At 62.9% G+C, this 20,099-nt stretch carries 8 protein-coding genes; all 8 read left to right on the top strand.

Annotated features, from left to right (window positions below; translation table 11 throughout):
* The first annotated feature begins 56 nt into the window (after positions 1-56).
* Genes AC3RLQ_RS04495 through AC3RLQ_RS04460 form a run of 8 tightly spaced genes read left to right on the top strand, consistent with a single transcriptional unit; the run spans position 57 to position 20,081 of the window.
* Positions 57-1,733 (top strand): ShlB/FhaC/HecB family hemolysin secretion/activation protein, encoded by a 1,677-nt coding sequence (locus AC3RLQ_RS04495; protein WP_493034734.1) that lies wholly within the window; start codon positions 57-59, stop codon positions 1,731-1,733.
* Positions 1,734-1,780: 47 nt separating this feature from the next.
* On the top strand, positions 1,781-3,646 hold the full coding sequence (locus AC3RLQ_RS04490; protein WP_493034732.1) for a DUF2341 domain-containing protein: 1,866 nt from the start codon (positions 1,781-1,783) through the stop codon (positions 3,644-3,646).
* 12 nt (positions 3,647-3,658) lie between these two features.
* Positions 3,659-4,060 carry an ExbD/TolR family protein gene (locus tag AC3RLQ_RS04485; protein WP_422320637.1) on the top strand — a complete coding sequence of 134 codons (402 nt, stop codon included), beginning with the start codon at positions 3,659-3,661 and terminating at the stop codon, positions 4,058-4,060.
* A 22-nt stretch (positions 4,061-4,082) separates the two neighbouring features.
* Positions 4,083-4,784 carry a TonB C-terminal domain-containing protein gene (locus AC3RLQ_RS04480; protein WP_493034730.1) on the top strand — a complete coding sequence of 234 codons (702 nt, stop codon included), beginning with the start codon at positions 4,083-4,085 and terminating at the stop codon, positions 4,782-4,784.
* A gap of 29 nt (positions 4,785-4,813) precedes the next feature.
* Positions 4,814-6,739, top strand: coding sequence for a putative porin (locus AC3RLQ_RS04475; protein WP_493034728.1), 1,926 nt, complete (start codon positions 4,814-4,816; stop codon positions 6,737-6,739).
* 3 nt (positions 6,740-6,742) lie between these two features.
* Positions 6,743-7,450 carry a hypothetical protein gene (locus tag AC3RLQ_RS04470; RefSeq protein WP_493034726.1) on the top strand — a complete coding sequence of 236 codons (708 nt, stop codon included), beginning with the start codon at positions 6,743-6,745 and terminating at the stop codon, positions 7,448-7,450.
* A gap of 16 nt (positions 7,451-7,466) precedes the next feature.
* Positions 7,467-8,363: a peptidylprolyl isomerase gene (locus tag AC3RLQ_RS04465; protein WP_493034724.1), complete on the top strand. Its 897-nt coding sequence runs from the start codon at positions 7,467-7,469 to the stop codon at positions 8,361-8,363.
* 15 nt (positions 8,364-8,378) lie between these two features.
* A complete protein-coding gene (locus AC3RLQ_RS04460; protein WP_493034722.1) occupies positions 8,379-20,081 on the top strand; it encodes a filamentous hemagglutinin family protein in 11,703 nt (3,900 codons plus the stop codon).
* Positions 20,082-20,099 lie beyond the last annotated feature (18 nt).

The following is a 20,099-nucleotide window of genomic DNA, read 5'->3' as shown; positions in this document are numbered from 1 at the left end:
AAGCTTGAGCGAGGGCTGGGTCGAACGAAAAGGGAGGCGTCTTGAATACTGCGTCAATGCCGCCTCCAATCTTTCAACCCAGCTTCAAACTCAGCACCCCACGCCTGAATCTGCGGGGTGCCACGCGTGGGATTTGTGCGCTGGTGTGCGGGGCGGGGCTGAGCTGCCTTGAAGGCCCCAGCGGGGCGGCGACAACGACGGAAGCGGCTGCGGCGCAGGTGCCGCCGACGGCGCTTTCGCAGATCGGTAATCTGTATGTGCGGGAGTACCGCGTGCGGGGGAACAAGATCCTGAAGGCGATCGAGATCGAGGAGGCGGTGTATCCGTTCATGGGTCCGGGGCGCGGGGAGCAGGACATCGAGGGCGCGCGCATGGCGCTGGAGAAGATTTACAAGACGAAGGGCTTCCAGAGCGTGAGCGTGCAGGTGCCGCAGCAGACGGGCGCGCGTGGTGTGATCTATTTGGAAGTGCTGGAAACTCCTGTGGGCCGCCTGCGGGTGAAGGGCGCGCGGTATTTCCTGCCGAGCAAGATCAAGGAGATGGCCCCCTCCATGAAGGAGGGCACGGTGCCGAACTTCAATGAGATCAGCAAGGACATCGTGGCGCTGAACCGCTGGCGTGACCGCAAGATCACACCCGAGCTGCGCGCGGGCGTGGTGCCGGGGACGGTGGACATCGACCTGAATGTGGAGGACAAGCTGCCGCTGCATGGGAGCTGGGAGATCAACAACCAGCACAATGCGAACACGGTGCCGCTGCGGCTGAGCGGGTCGCTGAGCTACAGCAACCTGTGGCAGATGGGACACACGCTGGGAGCGAGCTTTCAAATCGCCCCGGAAAAGATGACGGACAGCGCGGTGTACTCGGCGTTTTACCAGGCGCCGATCCACAGCGTGGAAGGTTTGAGCACGATGCTGACGGGCACGATTCAGGACAGCAACATCGCGGCGCTGGGCGGAACGACGGTGATCGGCAAGGGGCAGATCGTGGGCTTTCGCCTGATGAAGACGCTGCCGGCAAAGCAGGGCTACTTTCACTCCATCAGCTTTGGGATGGACTACAAAAACTTTGTGCAGGATGTGAACGCGGGCGGCGCGCTGATTTCCTCCCCCATCGCGTATTACCCCTTCAACCTGGCCTACAGCGCGAGCCGCGTGACGGACAACACGTTCACGGAATTCAACGCGGCGCTGACGTGGCATGTCAGCGGGATGGGCGGATCGCAGACGCAGTTTGCGGCGCGGCGCTTTGCGGCGACGGACAGCTTCTTCTACTTCCGCGGGGATCTTTCCCACACGCATGATGTGGCGCAGGGCTTCCAGATTTACACCCGCGTGCAGGGGCAGGCGACGCCGGATGCGCTGATCAACACGGAGCAGACTTCGGGCGGCGGATACAACACGGCGCGCGGGTATCTGATCGCGACGCGGCTGGGTGACTCGGGGATCTTTGGCTCGCTGGAGTTTCGCAGTCCGAACTTCCTGGGCACGGCGAAGGACCGTGAGAACCAGTGGCGCGTGTATGCCTTCCTGGAAGGCGGCAAGCTTTACACGAACAAGACGCTGCCTGCGGAAAAGCGCAGCTATGACCTGGCCAGCGCGGGCTTTGGCACACGCGTCCGCTATTTGAACCACATCACCGGATCGGTGGATCTGGCGATGCCGCTGGTCTCGCAGCCGAACGCGCTGGCGCATGACCTCTTCCTCCTCTTCCGCCTCGGAATGGATTTCTAGGCCGACCCCATTTTTCACTCTCAATGCACAGCCCCTCCACACGCTTCATGTCCCGCACTCCACGCATCCTGAACTCTCTGTTGCTTGCCCTGGCGCTCTCGACTTCATTTGTTTCCGCCGCTGAAAACTGGTGGGATGCGAAGTGGCCCACGCGCAAAAAGATCGACATCGACACGACCGGCAAGGGCGTGGCGATTGCGGAACCCATCGGCACCACCGCGGTGCTGGTGCGCCTGCATGAGGGTGTGTTCAGCTTCATGTCCGCGAAGGAGGACGGGAGCGATCTGCGCTTTGTGGCGGAAGATGGCAAGACGGAGCTGAAGCATCACATTGAAAAGTGGGACTCGCTGCTGAATGAGGCCTACGTTTGGGTGCAGGTGCCGGACCTGAAGCCTGCGAGCGCGACGAGCATCTGGCTCTACTACGGCAACACCGAGGCACCCGCGCCTGAGGCGGCGAAGGAAACGTATGATGCGAACACGACGCTGGTGTACCACTTTGCGGATGCGTCGAAGGCGGGCACGGATTCTTCGGCCACGGGTGCGAATGCGGAAGGTGCGCCACCACCGGCAGCGGGATCGCTGATCGGCGGCGGGCTGCGTGTGTTTGGACAGACGGCGATCAAGGCCCCTTCCCCGCCGCTGGGTGAATGGGCTCCGGGTGCGCCGCTGACGGTGTCTGCGTGGGTCAAGCCATCTGCGCTGCAGCCGAATGCGGTGATCCTGAGCCGCCGTGAGGGTGCGAACGCTTTCATCCTGGGTCTGGACAATGGCATTCCCTTTGTGGAGCTGAACAAGCAGCGCAGCAGCGTGGGGGCACCGATTGCAGCGGGTGCATGGCATCATGTGGCGGCGGTGGCGGATGCGGGTACGATCACGGTGTATGTGGATGGCAAATCGTATGGCGCGCTGACGGCGGCGATGCCGCTGCTGAAGGGTCCGGTGGAGATCGACAAGGACACGTCTCCTGCAGCGGCGAGCTTTGTGGGTTACACAGGTGAGATTGATGAAGTGCAGATTTCGAAGACGGCGCGGCCTGCGGGCTTCATCCGCTTTGCGGCGGTGAACCAGGGAACGACGGCGGATGCGGCCAAGCTGATCACCGTGGGTGAGGACGAGGCCTCCGACCATGAGGAGGAGGGCGAGATCATGAAGCATCTCTCGCTGATCACGGACATCTCAAAGGACCTGACGTTTGACGGCTGGGTGGTGATCTTTCTCTGCACGCTGCTGGCCATCGTGGGCTGGATCATTGCAGCGGGCAAGGTGATGTACCTGAACACGATTGAGAAGGCTTCGAAGGAGTTCATGAAGCGCTGGGAGACGATCTCGTCAGACCTGACCGCCATCGACACGGAGGATGATGAGAGCATCAAGAACATCGGCGGGAGCGTGAGCGGCAAGATGCAGAAGCTGATGAAGCAGTCGCCGCTGTATCAGCTCTACCATCTGGGCTCGCAGGAGATCAGCCACCGCATGAAGTCCTTCCGCCAGGTGACCTTCAATCCGCAGGAGAACAAGCAGGCGAAGGTGATGGGACTTTCCGGGCGCTCGATCCAGGCGATCAAGGCGACGCTGCATGGCGGGATGGTGCGCGAGGTGCAGAAACTGAACGGGAAGCTGGTGTTCCTGACGATCGGCATCGCGGGCGGTCCTTACCTGGGGCTGCTGGGAACGGTGATCGGGGTGATGATCACGTTCGCCGTCATTGCGAAATCCGGCGAGGTGGAGGTGAACTCCATCGCACCGGGTATCGCGGGCGCGCTGCTGGCGACGGTGGCGGGTCTGGCGGTGGCGATTCCGGCGCTGTTTATCTACAGCTACCTGAGCTCACGGATCAAGGATGTGGTCTCGAACATGGAGACCTTCATCGACGAGTTCGTCACGAAGATGGCCGAACACTACAAGGAGTAACCGCACACTCTCATGGACGCCGACAACAAATCCTACGATGACATCAACGTCACGCCGATGGTGGACCTCTACCTGGTGCTGCTGCTGATCTTCATCATCATGACGACCGCCGGGGTGCAAGGGGTGAAGGTGAACCTGCCACGCGGCGGGCCTTCCACCTCCAAGCCGATCGAAGGACCGAAGATGCAGGCGGTGACGGTGGACAACCAGGGGAACATCAAGCTGAACGCAACGGCGGTGACGATTGACGAGCTTTCCAGCAAGCTGGAGTCGATCAAGGCATCCATGCCCGACGCACCCATCGTGGTCCGCGGGGACAGCGGCACGCAGTACCAGACCATCATGGATGTGCTGACAGCGGTGGGCCGCGCTGGATTCACGAACATCGGCCTGGCAACGCAGGCGAAGAAGTAAGCAACGTTTTACCTACCATACCATGGCATCCAATCACATCGACGACGACGAGCCCGGATTTTTCCGGCGGTATCTCGTGCTGCTGATTCTGGGCGGGCTGGGGCTCGCAGGCGGCGGCTACCTGTACATGAACCACACGCCTTCGAAGGCGTCGCCGAAGAAGAAGATGGAGATGATTTCGATCTCCATGCCGCCGCCTCCGCCGCCACCCCCACCGCCGCCTCCTAAAAAGGAAGAGCCGCCGCCGGAGGAGAAGGAAGAGGAAAAGATGATCGAGCAGGCGCCCGAAGAGGTCGTGGACAAGCCGGATGACAAACCCAAGGACAAGCCAGCGGATGAGCCGCTGGGCACGGCCATCGGCGGAGGCAACGGCAGCGGGCTGGGCCTTGGCGGCGGTGGTGGTGGCGGCGGCGGGATGATCGGCGGCGGCGGCAGAGGCGGCAGCAAGTGGGGCTCCTATGCCGGGCAGGTGCAGAACCGCCTGGCGGATGCGCTGCGCAACAACGCTGTGACGAAGCGCGCGGGATTTACCAACGTGATCAAAATCTGGGCTGACAACACCGGGCGCATCGTGCGGGTGAAGCTCACGGGCAGCACCGGCGACAGCAAGGTGGACGCCGCGATCGAGAACGAAGTTTTCAACGGACTGGTGCTCAACGAGCCACCGCCGGACGACATGCCGATGCCCATCAACCTGCGACTCACCGCACGCAAACCGAACTGAAGTCCCCTTTCCTTTTTTCTCCCTGCTCCATGCTCACTCCAAAACAAGTCTGGCGAAGAACGTACGCCTGTTTCACCGCATCCCTCCTCGCCGCATTGCAGCCATCGTTGATGTTTGCCGCGGAACCGGCGCTGCCTGCGCCGCTGCCGCTGCTGGCTGAGAATGCGCCGCCTGCGACGGCGGCTTCCACCAGCACGCCTGCGCCGATCCCGGCCAATCCTGCCGAAGCGGTGGCGGTGCTGCCGGATCCGAATGCTGCGGCACCTCAGACGATGACACCGACGCAGAATGTGACGCTGAACCTGATCAACCGGCTGGTACAAAAGGGCATCCTCACGCATGGTGAGGCGTCTGATTTGATCAAGGGTGCTGAAGAAGATGCGGCCTTTGCGAAGGCGCAGGCCCAGGCCCTGGCGGAGACGCAGGCGGCGGTGGCCGCGCAAACCGCGATGCCGCCGGTGCAGCCGGACGCCGAGGAGGTGCGTGTGACTTACATCCCTGAATCTGTGAAGGCGCAGATCCGCGACCAGTTGCGCACGGAAGTGTTTGAGCAGGCGCGGGCGCAGCATTGGGCGGCGCCGGGCTCCGTGCCGGAGTGGACGCAGCGCATCAAGCTGTTTGGGGACATCCGCACGATGTACCAGGGCTTCAGCTTTCCTGACGGCAACAACAACACGGGTGTGTTTCCAAACTTCAACATGATCAACACGGGGCAGCCGTTTGATGTGGCGGGAACGATCTTCTCCCCGCAGCTCAATGTGGACAAACATCGTGACACCTACCTGATGCGGATGCGTCTGGGTTTTGACATTGATCTGGAAGACGGCTTCACAGCGGGCATCCGTTTTGCAACGGGCAGCACGAACACACCGGTGTCCACCAACCAGGCGCTGGCAGCGGCCGGACCTGGAGGACAGGGCGGGAACTTTGCGAAGTATCAGCTGTGGCTGGACCGCGCGTTTGTGAAATACGACGCGTCGCTGTCGCAGGACTCGCACATCGCCTTCTGGCTGGGGCGGTTTGACAACCTGTTCATGACCTCCAGTGAGATCATGTGGGATGAGGACGTGGCGCTGGACGGTGTGGCGTTCAAACTGGACCAGACTTGGAACCCGAACTTCAAAACGTGGGTGAGCGGTGGTGCGTTCACAGTGTTCAACTCCGCGCTTAACTTCCCGGACAACAGCCCGACGAAAGCCGCGAGCTATGACAAGTATCTGTTTGCGGCGCAGTTTGGCGTGCAGTTCAAGCCGGTGGAAGACATCGAGGTGAAGATGGGCTTTGCCTACTATGACTGGAAGAACATCGAAGGCCGCCTGTCGTCCCCGTTTGTGCCGCTGAACAACGTCGACGCGGGCGACACGGACAACAGCCGCCCGCTGTTTGCGCAGAAGGGCAACACGTACCGCCCGATCCGCAACATCACGCCGACGGCGCTGAACGGATTTGGCACGACGAACCAGTTTCAATACTTCGGACTTGCGACGCCGTTCCGGCAGATCGCGTGGAGCGGGCGGATGGATCTGAACTACTGGGAGCCGGTGCAGGTGTCGCTGCTGGGAGAGTTTGTGAAGAACATGGCCTTCAACCGTGCGGCGATCAATTCCGTGGCGGTGAACAACCGCACTGGCGGCGGCAGCGGCAGCTTTACAGGCGGCGACACGGCGTGGTACATGGGCGTGAACGTGGGCAAGCCCTACACGCTTTTCAATGAACGCGGCGACTGGAACATGGGCGTGGGCTACCGCTACGTGGAATCTGACTCCGTGGTGGATGGATTCACTGACTCCAACTTCGGCGGCGGCGGCACGAACATGAAGGGCTACACGCTGAGTGCGGCGATGGCGCTGTCCAAAGCGACGGCTATCCGCCTTTCCTACATGGCCGCCTCCCAGATCGCCGGGCCGACGCTGCGCTCTGACGTCGTGATGTTTGACCTTACCGCGAAATTTTAATTTATGAAGCAACGCATTGCATCCCTCATCGCCTTTGCCGGCCTCATGACCGGCGCCACTCATGCCGCCGAGGAGGCGGACCCCGCCATGGCCGTGCTGAAACGCATGCGCGACCAGCTGCGCAACGTGATGATCCAGCAGCAGAAAACGGAGGCTGAGCGCGCGACGCTGCAGGCTGCGAACGTGGAGCTGGAAGAGAAGGTCAAGAAGCAGGACGCGGAGTTCAAGAAGCTGGCCAAGGACAGCAACGCGCAGAAGGACACCGATGCGAAGACCATCGCGGAACTGAAGGCGAAGGTGATGGCGGATGAGCGCGAGAAGGCGGAGCTGCAGGAGGCGCTGGCCAGCTGGAAGGCCGGGCACGAGAAGCTCAAGCAGGCGGCGATGAAAGTGGATGCGCAGCGTGCGGAGCTGGCGGCGCGGGTGATTTTGCAGGACCGCAAGGTGGCGGACTACCAGCGCAAGAATGACGAGCTGTTCAAGGTGGGCAGCGAGATCCTTTCGAAGTATGAAGGCTTTGGACTGGGCACGGCCATCGCCGCGCGCGAGCCGTTCACACGCAACATGCGGGTGAAGCTGGAGACGCTGGTGCAGGACTACGGCGACAAGCTGGTGGACAACAAAATCAAGCCTGATGAGGCGCCGAAGAGCACGGCGAAGCCGACGCCGAACAATGACCCTGCCCAGGTGCAGTCACCCGCCAAACGCTGAGATGATAATGATGACGATGCGCCCCGACCAATGGTTTTGCGTGCTGCTTTTCTGCGGCTGGAGCAGCCTTGTGATGGCAGCGGAAGGCGACCCGGTGGTGGGGAGCATCGGAGAGATCGAGCTGCACCAGAGCGAGGTGCTGGCAGCACTGGGGACGATGAGCCCGGTGGACAAGGAAGCGCTGGCGCGAGATCCCGGCTCTCTCAATCAACTGGTGCGCTCCCTGCTGGTGCAGCGGGTGGTGCTGCAGGAGGCGCTGGGCAAAAAGTGGGACGAGGAGCCGAGCATCCAGGTGCTGCTGAAAAGTGCGCGGGAGGCGGCGATCAGCGACAGCTATTTGAAAGCGATGAGCCGCCCGCCGGACTCCTACCCGAGCGAGGGTGAGCTGAAGCTGGCGTATGAAAACGGACGTGCGGCGCTGACGGTGCCGCGCTCATTCCGGCTGGCGCAGATTTTTGTGGCTGAAGAAGCAGGGGCTGAGAAGAAGCTGAAGGCGGTGCAGCAGCGGCTGAAGGAGAAGCCGGGCAGTTTTGGACAGGTGGCGCGTGAGATGAGCGAGGAGAAGGAGAGCGCCTCACGCGATGGTGAGATCGGCTGGCTCAAGGAGCAGCAGATCCAGCCTGAAATTTTGGCGCAACTGCCGAAGCTGAACGTAAACACAGTGTCTGCACCGGTGAAGCTGAAGGACGGCTGGCACATACTGAAGGTGCTGGATGTGCGTGAGGCGTTCACGCCGATCTTTGAACAGGTGCGTGTGCAGCTGGCGCAGCGCCTGCGGGCCGAGAAGGCGCGCGCGAACATGCAGTCTCAAGTGTCGGAACTGTTACACGATCGCCCTGTGGCTGTGAACGAGGTCGCACTGTCTAAGCTGCTGCTGGAAGTGCCGACTCAGGCCGCCCCAGCCCAACCCTGAACTCCCTTTTTTTTCATGAAACTCCCCTTCTGCCAAAGGCATTCTTTTTTCCACGTCCTGGTGGTGCATGTGATGGTGCTGCTGCTGCTGACGATGCCCTGCACCCAGGCGGGCGACATCTTGCGCGTGGGCGGCGGCACGGGCGGCGCCACGGGCGGGACCGCCGCACCTTCCGTGGATGCGACCGCCGCGAATGCTGCTGCGGCGACGGCGCAGGCGCATGCGAACGCGCAGGACATGCTGGCGCGCAACACGATGGCGCTGCAGGCGGTGGATGCGATGCAGCAGGCGGCCCAGGCGGCTGCGGCAAATGCGACGAATGCGGGAGCGAACCCGAACTTCCCGGGGCAGACGCTGCCGGATGTACCGAATGGTCTGGGCGTGGGCGGGCTGGACATCCATGGTGCGCCCACGGGTGCGAATGCGCCGACGCAGTCGCTGGAAAATGCGCGCACGATCGTGACGATCCAGCAGACGCAGCAGCAGGCGCTGCTGTACTGGAACACTTTCAACGTGGGCAGCAACACGACGGTGAAGTTTGACCAGAGCGCCGGGGGTGCGGATGCGGGGACGTGGATCGCCTTCAACAAAATCACGGACCCGTCGGGGAATCCGACGCAGATCCTCGGCTCCATCCAGGCGCAGGGCCAGGTGTACCTCATCAACCAGAACGGCATCATCTTTGGCGGAGCGAGCGAGGTGAACACGCATGCGATGGTGGCCTCCGCGCTGCCGATCAATGACAACCTGGTGACGCGGGGATTGCTGAACAATCCGGATTCTGAATTCCTGTTTTCAGCGACGGATTCCTCCGGGGCCTATTCTCCGGGAGGCGCGGCGGTGCTGGCGGGCAAAATCGGCAACGTGACGGTGCAGGCGGGGGCGAGGATCACAGCGCCGACCTCATCCGCGAATGTGGGCGGACGTGTGGCGTTGATCGGGCCGAATGTGACGAACAACGGAACGATCAGCACGCCCGATGGACAGACGATCCTGGCGGCAGGGATGCAGGTGGGCTTTAATGCGCACAGCTCCAATGATCCTTCCCTGCGCGGGCTGGATGTGTATGTGGGCTCGGTGGGAACGTATGGCGGGACAGCGACGAATGCGGGCCTCATCGAGGCGGCGCGCGGGAGCGTGCTAATCACCGGCAGCAACGTGAATCAAAACGGATTCATCAACAGCACGACCTCTGCGGCGCTGAACGGACGGGTGGATCTGCTGGCGAACTACAACGCGATCCCGAACACGAATTACGATTCGTCGAACTCCGCCTTTGGTCCTCCGTTTGTGTACCAGTCCGGGAATTCGACGGGCATCGTGCAGACGGGTGCGGGATCGGTGATCCAAATCCTGCCGGAGTATGCCAGCGACCTGAAGGTGGTGGGCACGGAACTGGCGCTGAAATCCCAGATCAACATGGAAGGACTGGGCGTGCATCTGGGGATGAATTCGGTGGTGTTTGCGCCGAACGCGAATGTGGCGCTGAGCGCGGGCGTGTGGGATTTGATCCTGCGCTCCGGCATCACGACACAGGATTTTGTGGAGGCGGGCGGGCAGGTGTACCTGGATCAAGGCGCGGTGGTGAACGTGGCGGGATCGACCGCAGTCTCCGCGTCGGTTTCGGATTACATTCTCACGGTGGATCTGCGTGCGGCGGAACTGGCGGACTCTGCGCTGCAGCGCAACGGCAGCCTGCGCGGCCAGTCTGTGACGGTGGACCTGCGTGAGCATGGGGTGCGTGCGGATGGGACGACGTGGGTGGGCACGCCGCTGGCGAATCTGACGAGCTACCTGGGAGTGATCCAGCGCAACGTGGGACAGCTCACGGTGGCAGGCGGGACGGTGACGATCAAGGCGGGTGAATCCGTGGTGATGCAACCGGGTGCGGTGGTGGATGTGTCCGGTGGCTACCAGAACTACCCCGAAGCTGACGTGCAAACAACGAGGCTGGTGTACAACGGCACTTTGATCAACATCGCGGATGCGGACCCGGACGTGCTGTATCAGGGGATTTTCAATCCAACGATTTCAAGCACCGATCCGCGCTGGGGATCGACCACGGGTTCGACCTCGCAGTTTGCGGCCGGGGCGCACCTCGAGGATGCCCACAGTTCCGGAGCCAACGGGGGTGCGCTGGCCATTTATGCACCGGCGATGGCGCTGGACGGCAGCTTCAAGGGCAGCACGATCACGGGACCGCAGCAGCTGGAGACAGCGCCGCAGCTGAGCAGCCTGTCACTGGTCTTCCGTGCGCAGCAAACTCTGCGGACGCCGGTGAACCTGCCTTTCAACTCGCCCACGCCGCCAGCGATCACTTTCAGCACGGGTGCGTCTGGACTGCCTGCGGCGAATGCTTTCGCCCTGAATGGCAGCGGTGCGCCGCAGACGCTGCGGCAGGAGCGGCGTGATGCGGTGGTGCTGTCCCCTGACCTGCTGAGCGCGCAGGGATTTGGCTCGCTGCTGGTGGACAACAAGGACGGCGACATCACGGTGCCGCTGGGAATCACGCTGAACGCGGCACCGACGGGAACGATCTCGCTGCTGGGAGCGAATGTGAACATTCAAGGAACACTGCGGGCACCGGGCGGCAGCATCATTCTAACGGCGTATGACATCTCGCCGTATGCGGCGGTGATTCTGGCGAGCCAGGGCAATGCGGCGGTGGTGCCACCGGTGAACCCGAACCGAGGCAAGGTGACGGTGGGAGCCAGCGCCCGCGTGAGCACGGCGGGACTGATCATCAACGACCGTGCGGATGCGCCCGCGCCGCTTTCGCTGGCGCATCAAGTGAGCGTCAAGAATGCGAACGGACAGGTCAGTTACGTGAGCACGATGCAAGGCGGCAGCATCAGCATCAAAGGCTACTCCGCAGATCTGGCGCCGGGCAGTGTGCTGGATGTTTCGGGCGGCTTCTCGGTCTTTGACACGGTGACGTATGACAAGGGCGGTGCGATCAGCATCATCACGGGGCAGGATCTTTCGATCGGTTCGCTGGTGGGCGGGCAGCTCACGCTGGGCAGCACACTGCTGGGATACTCGGGTGTGACCGGAGGCTCTCTGGCGCTGCAAGCCACGACCATCCAGGTGGGAGGAAGCAGCGCGCTGCATGCCGGGGCGCTGGTGCTGCAGCCTGAGTTTTTCAGCACGGGCGGATTTGCCAGCTTCACGCTGACGGGACTGGGGTCAGTCATTGACCCGCAGACCTATGCGCCGGCGGTGGTGATCGCCCCGGGAGCCATCATCCAGCCGGTGGTCAGCTCCCTGCAGGCAAACATCAACGTGCAAAGCGGAACGAGCAGCGTGGAAGTGACAACGCTGGTGAGGCCGGAAGCGTACCGCAGTGCGGCATCGCTCGACTTTGAAGGTCATGGCGTGAACAACTTCACGGACGGGACGCTGCTTATTCGCAGCGAAATCGTGATGGGCGCAGGAGCGCAGATCATCACGGATGCGCTGGGCAATGTGACAATGAACGGCCAGACGGTGGAAATTCTCGGCAGCATCGTGGCGCCGGGAGGCAGCATCACGGTCACAGGAGCGAGCAAGTATGCTGACCAAAACAGCGCTCCGACGCAGGCGTTTGCGACGGTGCATCTGGGCGCGGGCAGCGTGCTTTCGACGGCCGGCAAAACGGTGCTGCTGCAAGACCCCTACGGTCTGCGCACCGGCCATGTGTATGCGGGCGGCACCCTCAGCGTGAGCGGCAACATCGTGGCCGAAGCGGGTGCGGTGCTGGATGTTTCCGGCACAAGCGCGATCCTGGATCTGCAGACTTTGCAAACGGGTGACACGACGGTGTTTACCGCAGGCCTGAACATGGCGGTGCTGTTTCCGGGAACGAGTGTGACCAAGCCTGTGCAGCAGGCGCAGGTGGTGGCGACGCGGGTGGACAGCAACGGCGGCAGCCTGGTGCTCAAGGGCGGTGAATTTCTTTACTCTGCCGCGATACTGCACGGCCAGTCCGGCGGCAGCACGGCGCAAGGCGGCAGCCTGACGGTTGCGTCGAATCGTTTCCGGACCATCACCACGTCGGTCGATGACAAAGACATCACGCTGTTTGTGGCGCAGGACATCACGACGCTGGCGATGCCGGTGTTCAGCGGCGGGCAGGTGATCGGGAAGACACTGGCGGGCGCGGGTGGTGCAGCGATCACGGCGCAGGGATATTTCGGCATCAACTCGTTTCAAAACGGCGGCTTTGATTCACTGACGCTCGCGGGCAATGTGCAGTTCAAAGGAGCGGTGGATGTGACGGCCCATGGCGCGCTGCACATCGCCGATGGCGGTGTGCTGGCGGCGGATGCGCTGGTGAAGCTCACGGCGACGTATGTGGCGCTGGGGCGTCCGCTGCTGGCCCCGATTCGTGATGAGGAACTGCTGAACCCGTACAAGATTTTGAATCCTGGCGTAGACAATCCCCCGAGCTACTTCAGCCCGACGTATGGCACGGGCAAACTGGAGGTGACGGCGGATCTGATCGAGACGGGCTTCCTCTCGCTGCAAAACATCGGAGCGGCGAGTCTGACTGCGAGGCAGGATCTGCGTGGCAACAGCTACTTTGACATCGCGGGAGATCTCACGATCACGGCGGGCCAGGTGTATCCGACGACGGCCTCAACCTTCACGATCACGGCGTACAATTACAGCGTGGGTGGTGTGGCGAAGAACGGCTCGGTGACGATTCTTTCGAGCGGGACGACGCCGGAGTTTCCCTTGTCTGGCGGCGGGCGGCTGAACATCTATGCCTCCACGATCACGCAGGGCGGCACTTTGCGTGCGCCGTTTGGGACCATCACGCTGGGGTGGGACGGCACGGGCACAGCCCCCATTGGACTGGTGACGAATGTCAGCGTGCCGGTGACGCAGCAGATCACGCTGAAAACGGGGAGCGTGACTTCGGTGAGCGCGATCGATCCGCAGACGGGCACGGGCGTGCTGATTCCGTATGGGATCATCAAAGATGGCACGAACTGGATCGACCCGACGGGCTTTGACATCACAGGCGTGGGTGTGCCGGACAAGACGATCAAGGTTTCGGGAGCGAACGTGACGACGGAGACGGGATCGAGCCTGGACATCCGCGGCGGTGGTGAATTGTACGGCTACCGCTGGGTGGAAGGCAACGGAGGGACCAATGACATCCTGGACACGAACGGGAGCTACGCGATTCTGCCGGGCTATGCATCATTCTTTGCGCCGATGGGAGGGTATGCCACCTCGGGTCTGAACCTGGCGAATCTGGGCGGTGACAAGGGCTACACGAACAGCACGCTGAAGGTGGGGGACAGCATCTACCTGAAGGCGGCACCCGGTCTGGCTGAAGGTGTGTATACCCTGCTGCCAGCGCGCTATGCACTGCTGCCGGGCGCGATGCTGGTGACGCCGGACACCACGGGCACGCTGACCTCTGCGCAGGTGAAGCCGACGGGATCCCTGCTGACGAGCGGCTACATGTTCAACAGCCTGAACTCCGGTGTGACGGGAACGATCTACCAGCAGTTTGAGGTTTCTCCGCTGAGCGTGGTGAAGGCGAACGCCGACTACACCGACTACAAGGCCAGCACCTTCATCCCTGCGGCCCAGCAGCGGCTGAACCTGACGGTGACGCCGGACACCTATGACGCCGGCTATGCGCTGCTGAGCGCCTTGCAATCCATGCAGCTGAACGGCGCGCTGGCGGCGGAAGGCTACCAGACGGGACGCGGCGGGCGGGTGGACATCAGCAGTCCGCTGGACATCGTGCTGGCGGCACCGGGTGCTGCGGCGCAACCTGGCAAGCTGGTGCTGAACACCACGCTGCTGAGCGGGTGGAATGCGGAGAGTCTGCTGATCGGTGGTGTGCGCACGGCAGGCACCGGCGTCACCAACGTGACGGTGCGCACGGGCAATCTGACACTGGACAATGCGGGGGCACCGCTGACGGCGAAAGAAATCATCCTGGTGGCGAGTCAAACCATGACTCTGGCAGCCAATGCCAGGATCACGCAGAGCGGGACGCAAAGCACGGCCGACTCACTGGTGGTGAACGGCAACGGGGCGCTGGTGCGTGTGAGCGGTGTGACCACGGCGCAGACTTCACGCACGGGCGTGACGAGTTCAGCCACTCCCGCGCTGAATGTGGGAGCGGGTGTGCAGATCAGCGGACCAAGCATCACACTGGACTCCACGAACGCGACGTCTCTGGACAACAGCACGATCCTGAGCGGGCAGTCGATCAATCTGAACAGCGGACGGGTGAGCCTGCTGCTGGACAATCCGGGCAGCCTGCAGCCGGGCAGTGGTCTGGTGCTTGGCGGCACGGCGCTGGCCAGCCTGCAAAACACGGCGGCGCTGTCTCTGCTGAGCTACTCCTCGCTGGATCTGTACGGCACGGGGACGTTTTCCAACACGGGAACGCTGGCGCTGCATGCCGGTGAGATTCGTGGATTCAACCAAGACGCGGCGGGAGTCGTCAACATCGTGGCGCAATCCATCCTGCTGGACAACAGCGCGAATGGCACGGTGGTGGGCATTGTTCCGGGCACGTATGGCAGTCTGAACCTGACATCGGCGACGATCACAATCGGTCAGAATGCGCTGGTGGTGGATCAGTTTGCGACGGTGACGCTGAATGCGGCGAACGGGCTGCGGATGCAGGGCACGGGATCATTCAGTGCCCAAAATGACCTGAACGCAGTGACGCCGTTCATCAGCGCGGCCAGCAGCGCCACGCAGGCGTTTGCAGCAGGCGGTGTGCTGAGTCTGACACAACCTGCGGGACCGCTGGCCCTGCCAACGAGCCTGGGGCTGGGCGCGCAGATTTCCTTCTCGGGCGCATCCGTTTCAGCGAACACGAACATCCTGCTGCCGAGCGGCCTGATTTCCATGACGGCACTCACGGGCAACCTCACGGTGGGAGGCACGCTGAATGCGGGCGGCACGGCGCAGACCTTTTTTGACACGGTGCGCTACACGAACGCCGGGCAGGTGTCTTTGTCTGCGACACTGGGGAATGTGATCCTCTCCTCCACGAGCGTGGTGAGTGTGGCGGCGGCTTCGGCCGGCGGGGACGCGGGGCAGCTCAATATCTTTGCGGGGTCTGGCGCGCTGAGCTTGAGCGGCACGCTGCTGGGCCAGGCAGGCGCGGGGGGCAAGGGGGGATCGCTGACGATGGATGTGGGCAGCCTTGCTTCTTTCGACACGCTGAACGCGGCGCTGGCGAGCGGTGGCTTCACCAACAGCCTGGGCCTGCGGGTGCGCAGCGGCAGCGTGACGATCGACGGCATGGTGAAGGCAAGCCAGTTTACGCTGGGGGTGGACCAAGGGTCCATCACGGTGAACGGGACGATTGATGCGTCAGGCACCACAGGCGGGAGCATTTTCCTGACGGCCAATGGCAACGTGACGCTGGCGGCGATCAGCGGCACGGGAGAGAGCGTGGCCGGCAGCAGCCGGGTGATCACGGTGGGCAGCACTGCGGGCGTGTCCGTGGGGCAGACGGTGAGCGGAGCGAACTTCGCGGCGGGAACGTATGTGACGGCGATCAACGGGAACCAGATCACGCTGAGCAAGGATGTGACAGCAACGCTGACGAGCGGCACGGCGGTTTCCTTTGGCGCGCATCTGACGGTGGCGGGCAGCAAGTTTGACAACGCAGGCAAAGGCGGCGCCATCTGGCTGGAATCCGGCGCGCAGTATCAGGGTACGGTGGGCACGGGGTATGTGGACATCCAGTCTGGAACGACGCTGGACCTCTCCGTGGCGGCCAAGGTGGCGGGCAATGCGACGACGGTGGGAACGAGCGCCTTCTACGGCCAGTACAGCGGCACGCTGCACATCCGCGCGCCGCAGACGACTTCGCCTGACTTCATCCAGGTGAAGGTGATCAACGGCACGCTCATTGATCCTTCCAGCATCGTGATCGAAGGGTACAAGCTGTATGACAAGTCACAGGCGAACGTGGTGATCCAGGCGGGCACGGGAGCCCTCGCCGGAGGAGCGACGTACACGACGGCGACCTTTGCGACGGATGCCAGCAACTGGTATGGAGCAGGCAATGCGAACTACAACGCCATGTTCAGCCGGCTGGTGTCCGGGAACACGAGCATCATGACGCTGGAGAACACGCTGACGGGCGGCGTGGTGGTGATCGCTCCGGGGATCGAGATCAGCAACCGTGGCGGTAACATCACCCTGGGCTCCGCGACTTCCTCGGCGTATCTGAACGACTGGGATCTCTCGCTGGCGAGCTTTCATCTGGGGCCGAAAGGTGCGGCGGGAATCCTGACGATGCGTGCGTCTGGAAACCTGGTGCTGTACAACACGATCAGCGATGGATTCCAGGTGCCGACGACGGGCAACGCCGCAGAGCGCATGTGGCTGGCGCCGCTGACGGCGCAGAGCAACCTGCGGCCGGTGAATGCGCAATCGTGGTCTTTCCGCCTGGTGGCGGGTGCTGACTTCAGCGCGGCGAACTACGGCGCGGTGAAGTCGCTCACAGCGCTGGCGGCGAACTCGGGATCTGTGCTGCTGGGCAAGAACGCGGTGGATGCGCTGGGTGGCAACACGAACGGAGATCCTTCGACTTACCTGACGCGGCTGGCGATCAATCCCACGGGCGGAGCCGCGACCAGTCTTTCCAACTACTTCCAGGTGATCCGCACCGGCTCCGGAGACATCAACGTTGTGGCCGGGCGTGATGTGCAACTGCTCAACCAGTTTGCGACGATCTACACGGCAGGTGTGCAGGTGGCGAGCAACACGACGGTGTTCAGCACGGGGGACTTCGTGCTGCCGAATGTGACGCTGGCGGCCTCCAGCTCGCCTGACCAGGGCGGCCTGGGAGCGGTGCAGCAGCTCTACCCTGCGCAGTACAGCCGCGCGGGCGGCAATGTGTCGGTGCTGGCGGGCAACGACATCGTGCACTACACGCGTGATCCTTCGGGCAATCTGCTGATGGATTCGCAGCGTGAGCTGCCGAGCAACTGGCTGATGCGGCGCGACTATGTGGATGCCAACGGCAACTACGGCGCGCTGGCGGTGAGGACGGCGACGGACGCGGCGGCGAGCGCCACGTGGTGGGTGAACTTCAGCAACTTCTTTGATGGTGTGGCCACGCTGGGCGGCGGCAATGTGACGATGAAGGCCGGGCATGACGTGCAGAACGTGAGCGCACACGCGGTGACCAATGCACGCGCGGCGCGGGGCGCGGCCACGGCGGCGAACCTGCTGGAACTGGGCGGTGGTGATGTGACGGTGATCGCGGGCCGCAACATCGACGGCGGGATTTACTATGTGGAGCGCGGCATGGGCACGCTGCAGGCGTCCGGGGCGATCACGACGAACTACACGCGGGCGCCCAGCACGGGCAGGCTTTCCGGCGGAACGCTGTCGGATGACGAGGCGCTGACGAACAGCGTCTACCAGAACACGTGGCTTCCCACCACGCTGTTTGTGGGCAAGAGCAGCTTCAACGTGAGCGCACGCGGGGATGTGCTGCTGGGCCCGGTGGCGAACACGATGCTGATGCCGCAGAGCATCACCAACCGGCATTGGTACAAAACGTATTTCTCCACGTACAATGACGCGAGCGCCGTGAACGTGAGCTCCCTGAGCGGCAACATCACCTTCCGCACGGTGGCAACCCTGCCCCAGGCGTTTGCGCCCGAAACGCTGCTGACGCTGTGGATGAACAAGGAGCTGCGGTATGGAGACGGATCTTCCGCCGCGTACCAGCCGTGGCTGCGCCTGGTGGAGACGCAGGTGGCTCCGTTTGGCACCATGAGTTCGGTGATGCCGGGAACCTTGAAGGCGGTGGCCTACTCAGGCGACATCAACCTGGTGGGCAACCTCAACCTTTCGCCATCGCCCACCGGGACGCTGGAACTGCTGGCGGCAGGCGCGGTGAACGGCCTGAGCGCGACGGGGGTTTCCAGCTCACTGATCATCAACAGGATCACGAACTTGTGGGCGTCCTCCACGATCAATCTGTCTGACGCAAGTCCGCTGTCGCTGCCGAGCTATCAGTCTCCCCTTTCCTACTATGCGGTGGTGCTGAGCGACCCGACAAACTCCACGCCGGTGGCGGTGAACAACGCGATGCGTGAAACCAACGACACCTTCCTGAACACGGTCAGCTCGCTCTTTGTGGAGACAGGGTCCACCACGGGCGAGCATGCCTCCACGCAGAGCAAGCAGGCGCTGCATGCCAAGGGCCTGCTGCATGCGAATGACACGAAGCCGGCGCTGATCTATGCCAAAGGCGGCAATCTTTCGGGACTGACCTTTTACTCTGCCAAAGCGGCGGTGGTGCTGGCGCAGCAGGACATCACGGACATCGCGCTCTACATTCAAAACGTGAGGAACAGCGATGTGAGCATCGTTTCCAGCGGACGTGACATCGTGGCGTACAATGCGAACTCGGCACTGAGATCCCAGGCGGTCAGCACGGGCAACTTCACGGCCCTGGGAGAAGTGCCGCTGGCGGGAGACATTCAAATCAGCGGCCCGGGCAGCCTGCAGGTGATCTCCGGCCGGGACATCAATCTGGGCACGGGCTCCAACAACGCCGATGGCACGGGCGTGGGGATCACGAGCATCGGCAACGGACGCAATCCGTATCTGCCGTTTGCAGGGGCGGACATTGTGATGGCGGCGGGAATGGGCAAGGCGATGGCGGGCCTGTCTGGATCGAATGCTGACTTCGCGACGTTCATCACGCAGTTTGCCACCAGCCCCACGGGCAGCCGCTACCTGAATGAGCTGGCGACAGCGCTGGGCGTGCCTTCGATTGATCTGAATGATCCTTCTCTGACGCCAGAGCAGCAGAAAGAGCTGGCGCTGGCGATCTTTTACCTGGTGCTGCGTGATGCGGGCCGAGACCACAACGACCCGAACAGCCCGAACGCCGGCACGTATACGGATGGGTATGCGGCCATCGCCGCGCTTTTTCCGACAACGGGCACCGGCAGCATCCAGACGCAGGCGCGTGATGTGCGCACGAAGAGCGGCGGGAACATCAGCATCCTGGCGCCGGGAGGTGGTCTGCAACTCGCGGCTTCACTCATTGGCGACACCTTGACGCCGCCTGGGATCATCACGGAAGCAGGGGGCGGCATTTCGATCTTCGCGAAAGAGAGCATCAACATCGGCATCTCGCGTATCTTCACGCTGCGTGGGGGGGATATTATGATCTGGTCTTCCACGGGGGACATCGCGGCGGGGACTTCATCGAAGACGGTGCAGTCGGCGCCGCCGACGCGTGTGCTGATTGATCCGCAGAGCGCGAACGTGGCGACGGACCTTGCGGGTCTGGCGACGGGTGGTGGCATCGGCGTGCTGGCGACGGTGGCGGGGATCCGCCCGGGGAACGTGGACTTGATCGCGCCGATCGGTGCGGTGGATGCGGGTGACGCGGGCATCCGTGCGTCTGGGAATCTGAACATCGCGGCGACGATCGTGCTGAACTCGGCGAACATCGCGGTGGGTGGGACGAGCGCGGGGACGCCTGCGGCGCCCGCAGTGGCGGCACCGAGCCTGGGCGGGCTGGCGGCGGCTTCTTCGAGCGCGGCGGCGGGCACTTCGGCGGCGAACAACCAGGTGCCGAAGCAGGACAAGGAGGAGCAGGCGATGGGTCAGGACCAGCCTTCGTTCATCACAGTGCAGGTCATTGGCTACGGTGGCGGTGATGGCGGCGAGGATGAACGCAAGCGCCGCAGTGAACAGCCGGGCGAGTAACGAGAACCGATATAACTT

The sequence above is a fragment of the Prosthecobacter sp. GW821-HT29F12 genome, assembly GCF_058803405.1.
This window is presented reverse-complemented; position numbering and strand designations above follow the sequence as displayed.

What these genes read in the sequence shown, in the direction of transcription:
- AC3RLQ_RS04465 (WP_493034724.1), top strand. Translation starts at nt 7,467, where the DNA reads ATGCGCCCCGACCAATGGTTTTGCGTGCTGCTTTTCTGCGGCTGGAGC.
- AC3RLQ_RS04460 (WP_493034722.1), top strand. Translation starts at nt 8,379, where the DNA reads ATGAAACTCCCCTTCTGCCAAAGGCATTCTTTTTTCCACGTCCTGGTG.
- AC3RLQ_RS04495 (WP_493034734.1), top strand. Translation starts at nt 57, where the DNA reads ATGCCGCCTCCAATCTTTCAACCCAGCTTCAAACTCAGCACCCCACGC.
- AC3RLQ_RS04485 (WP_422320637.1), top strand. Translation starts at nt 3,659, where the DNA reads ATGGACGCCGACAACAAATCCTACGATGACATCAACGTCACGCCGATG.
- AC3RLQ_RS04475 (WP_493034728.1), top strand. Translation starts at nt 4,814, where the DNA reads ATGCTCACTCCAAAACAAGTCTGGCGAAGAACGTACGCCTGTTTCACC.
- AC3RLQ_RS04490 (WP_493034732.1), top strand. Translation starts at nt 1,781, where the DNA reads ATGTCCCGCACTCCACGCATCCTGAACTCTCTGTTGCTTGCCCTGGCG.
- AC3RLQ_RS04470 (WP_493034726.1), top strand. Translation starts at nt 6,743, where the DNA reads ATGAAGCAACGCATTGCATCCCTCATCGCCTTTGCCGGCCTCATGACC.
- AC3RLQ_RS04480 (WP_493034730.1), top strand. Translation starts at nt 4,083, where the DNA reads ATGGCATCCAATCACATCGACGACGACGAGCCCGGATTTTTCCGGCGG.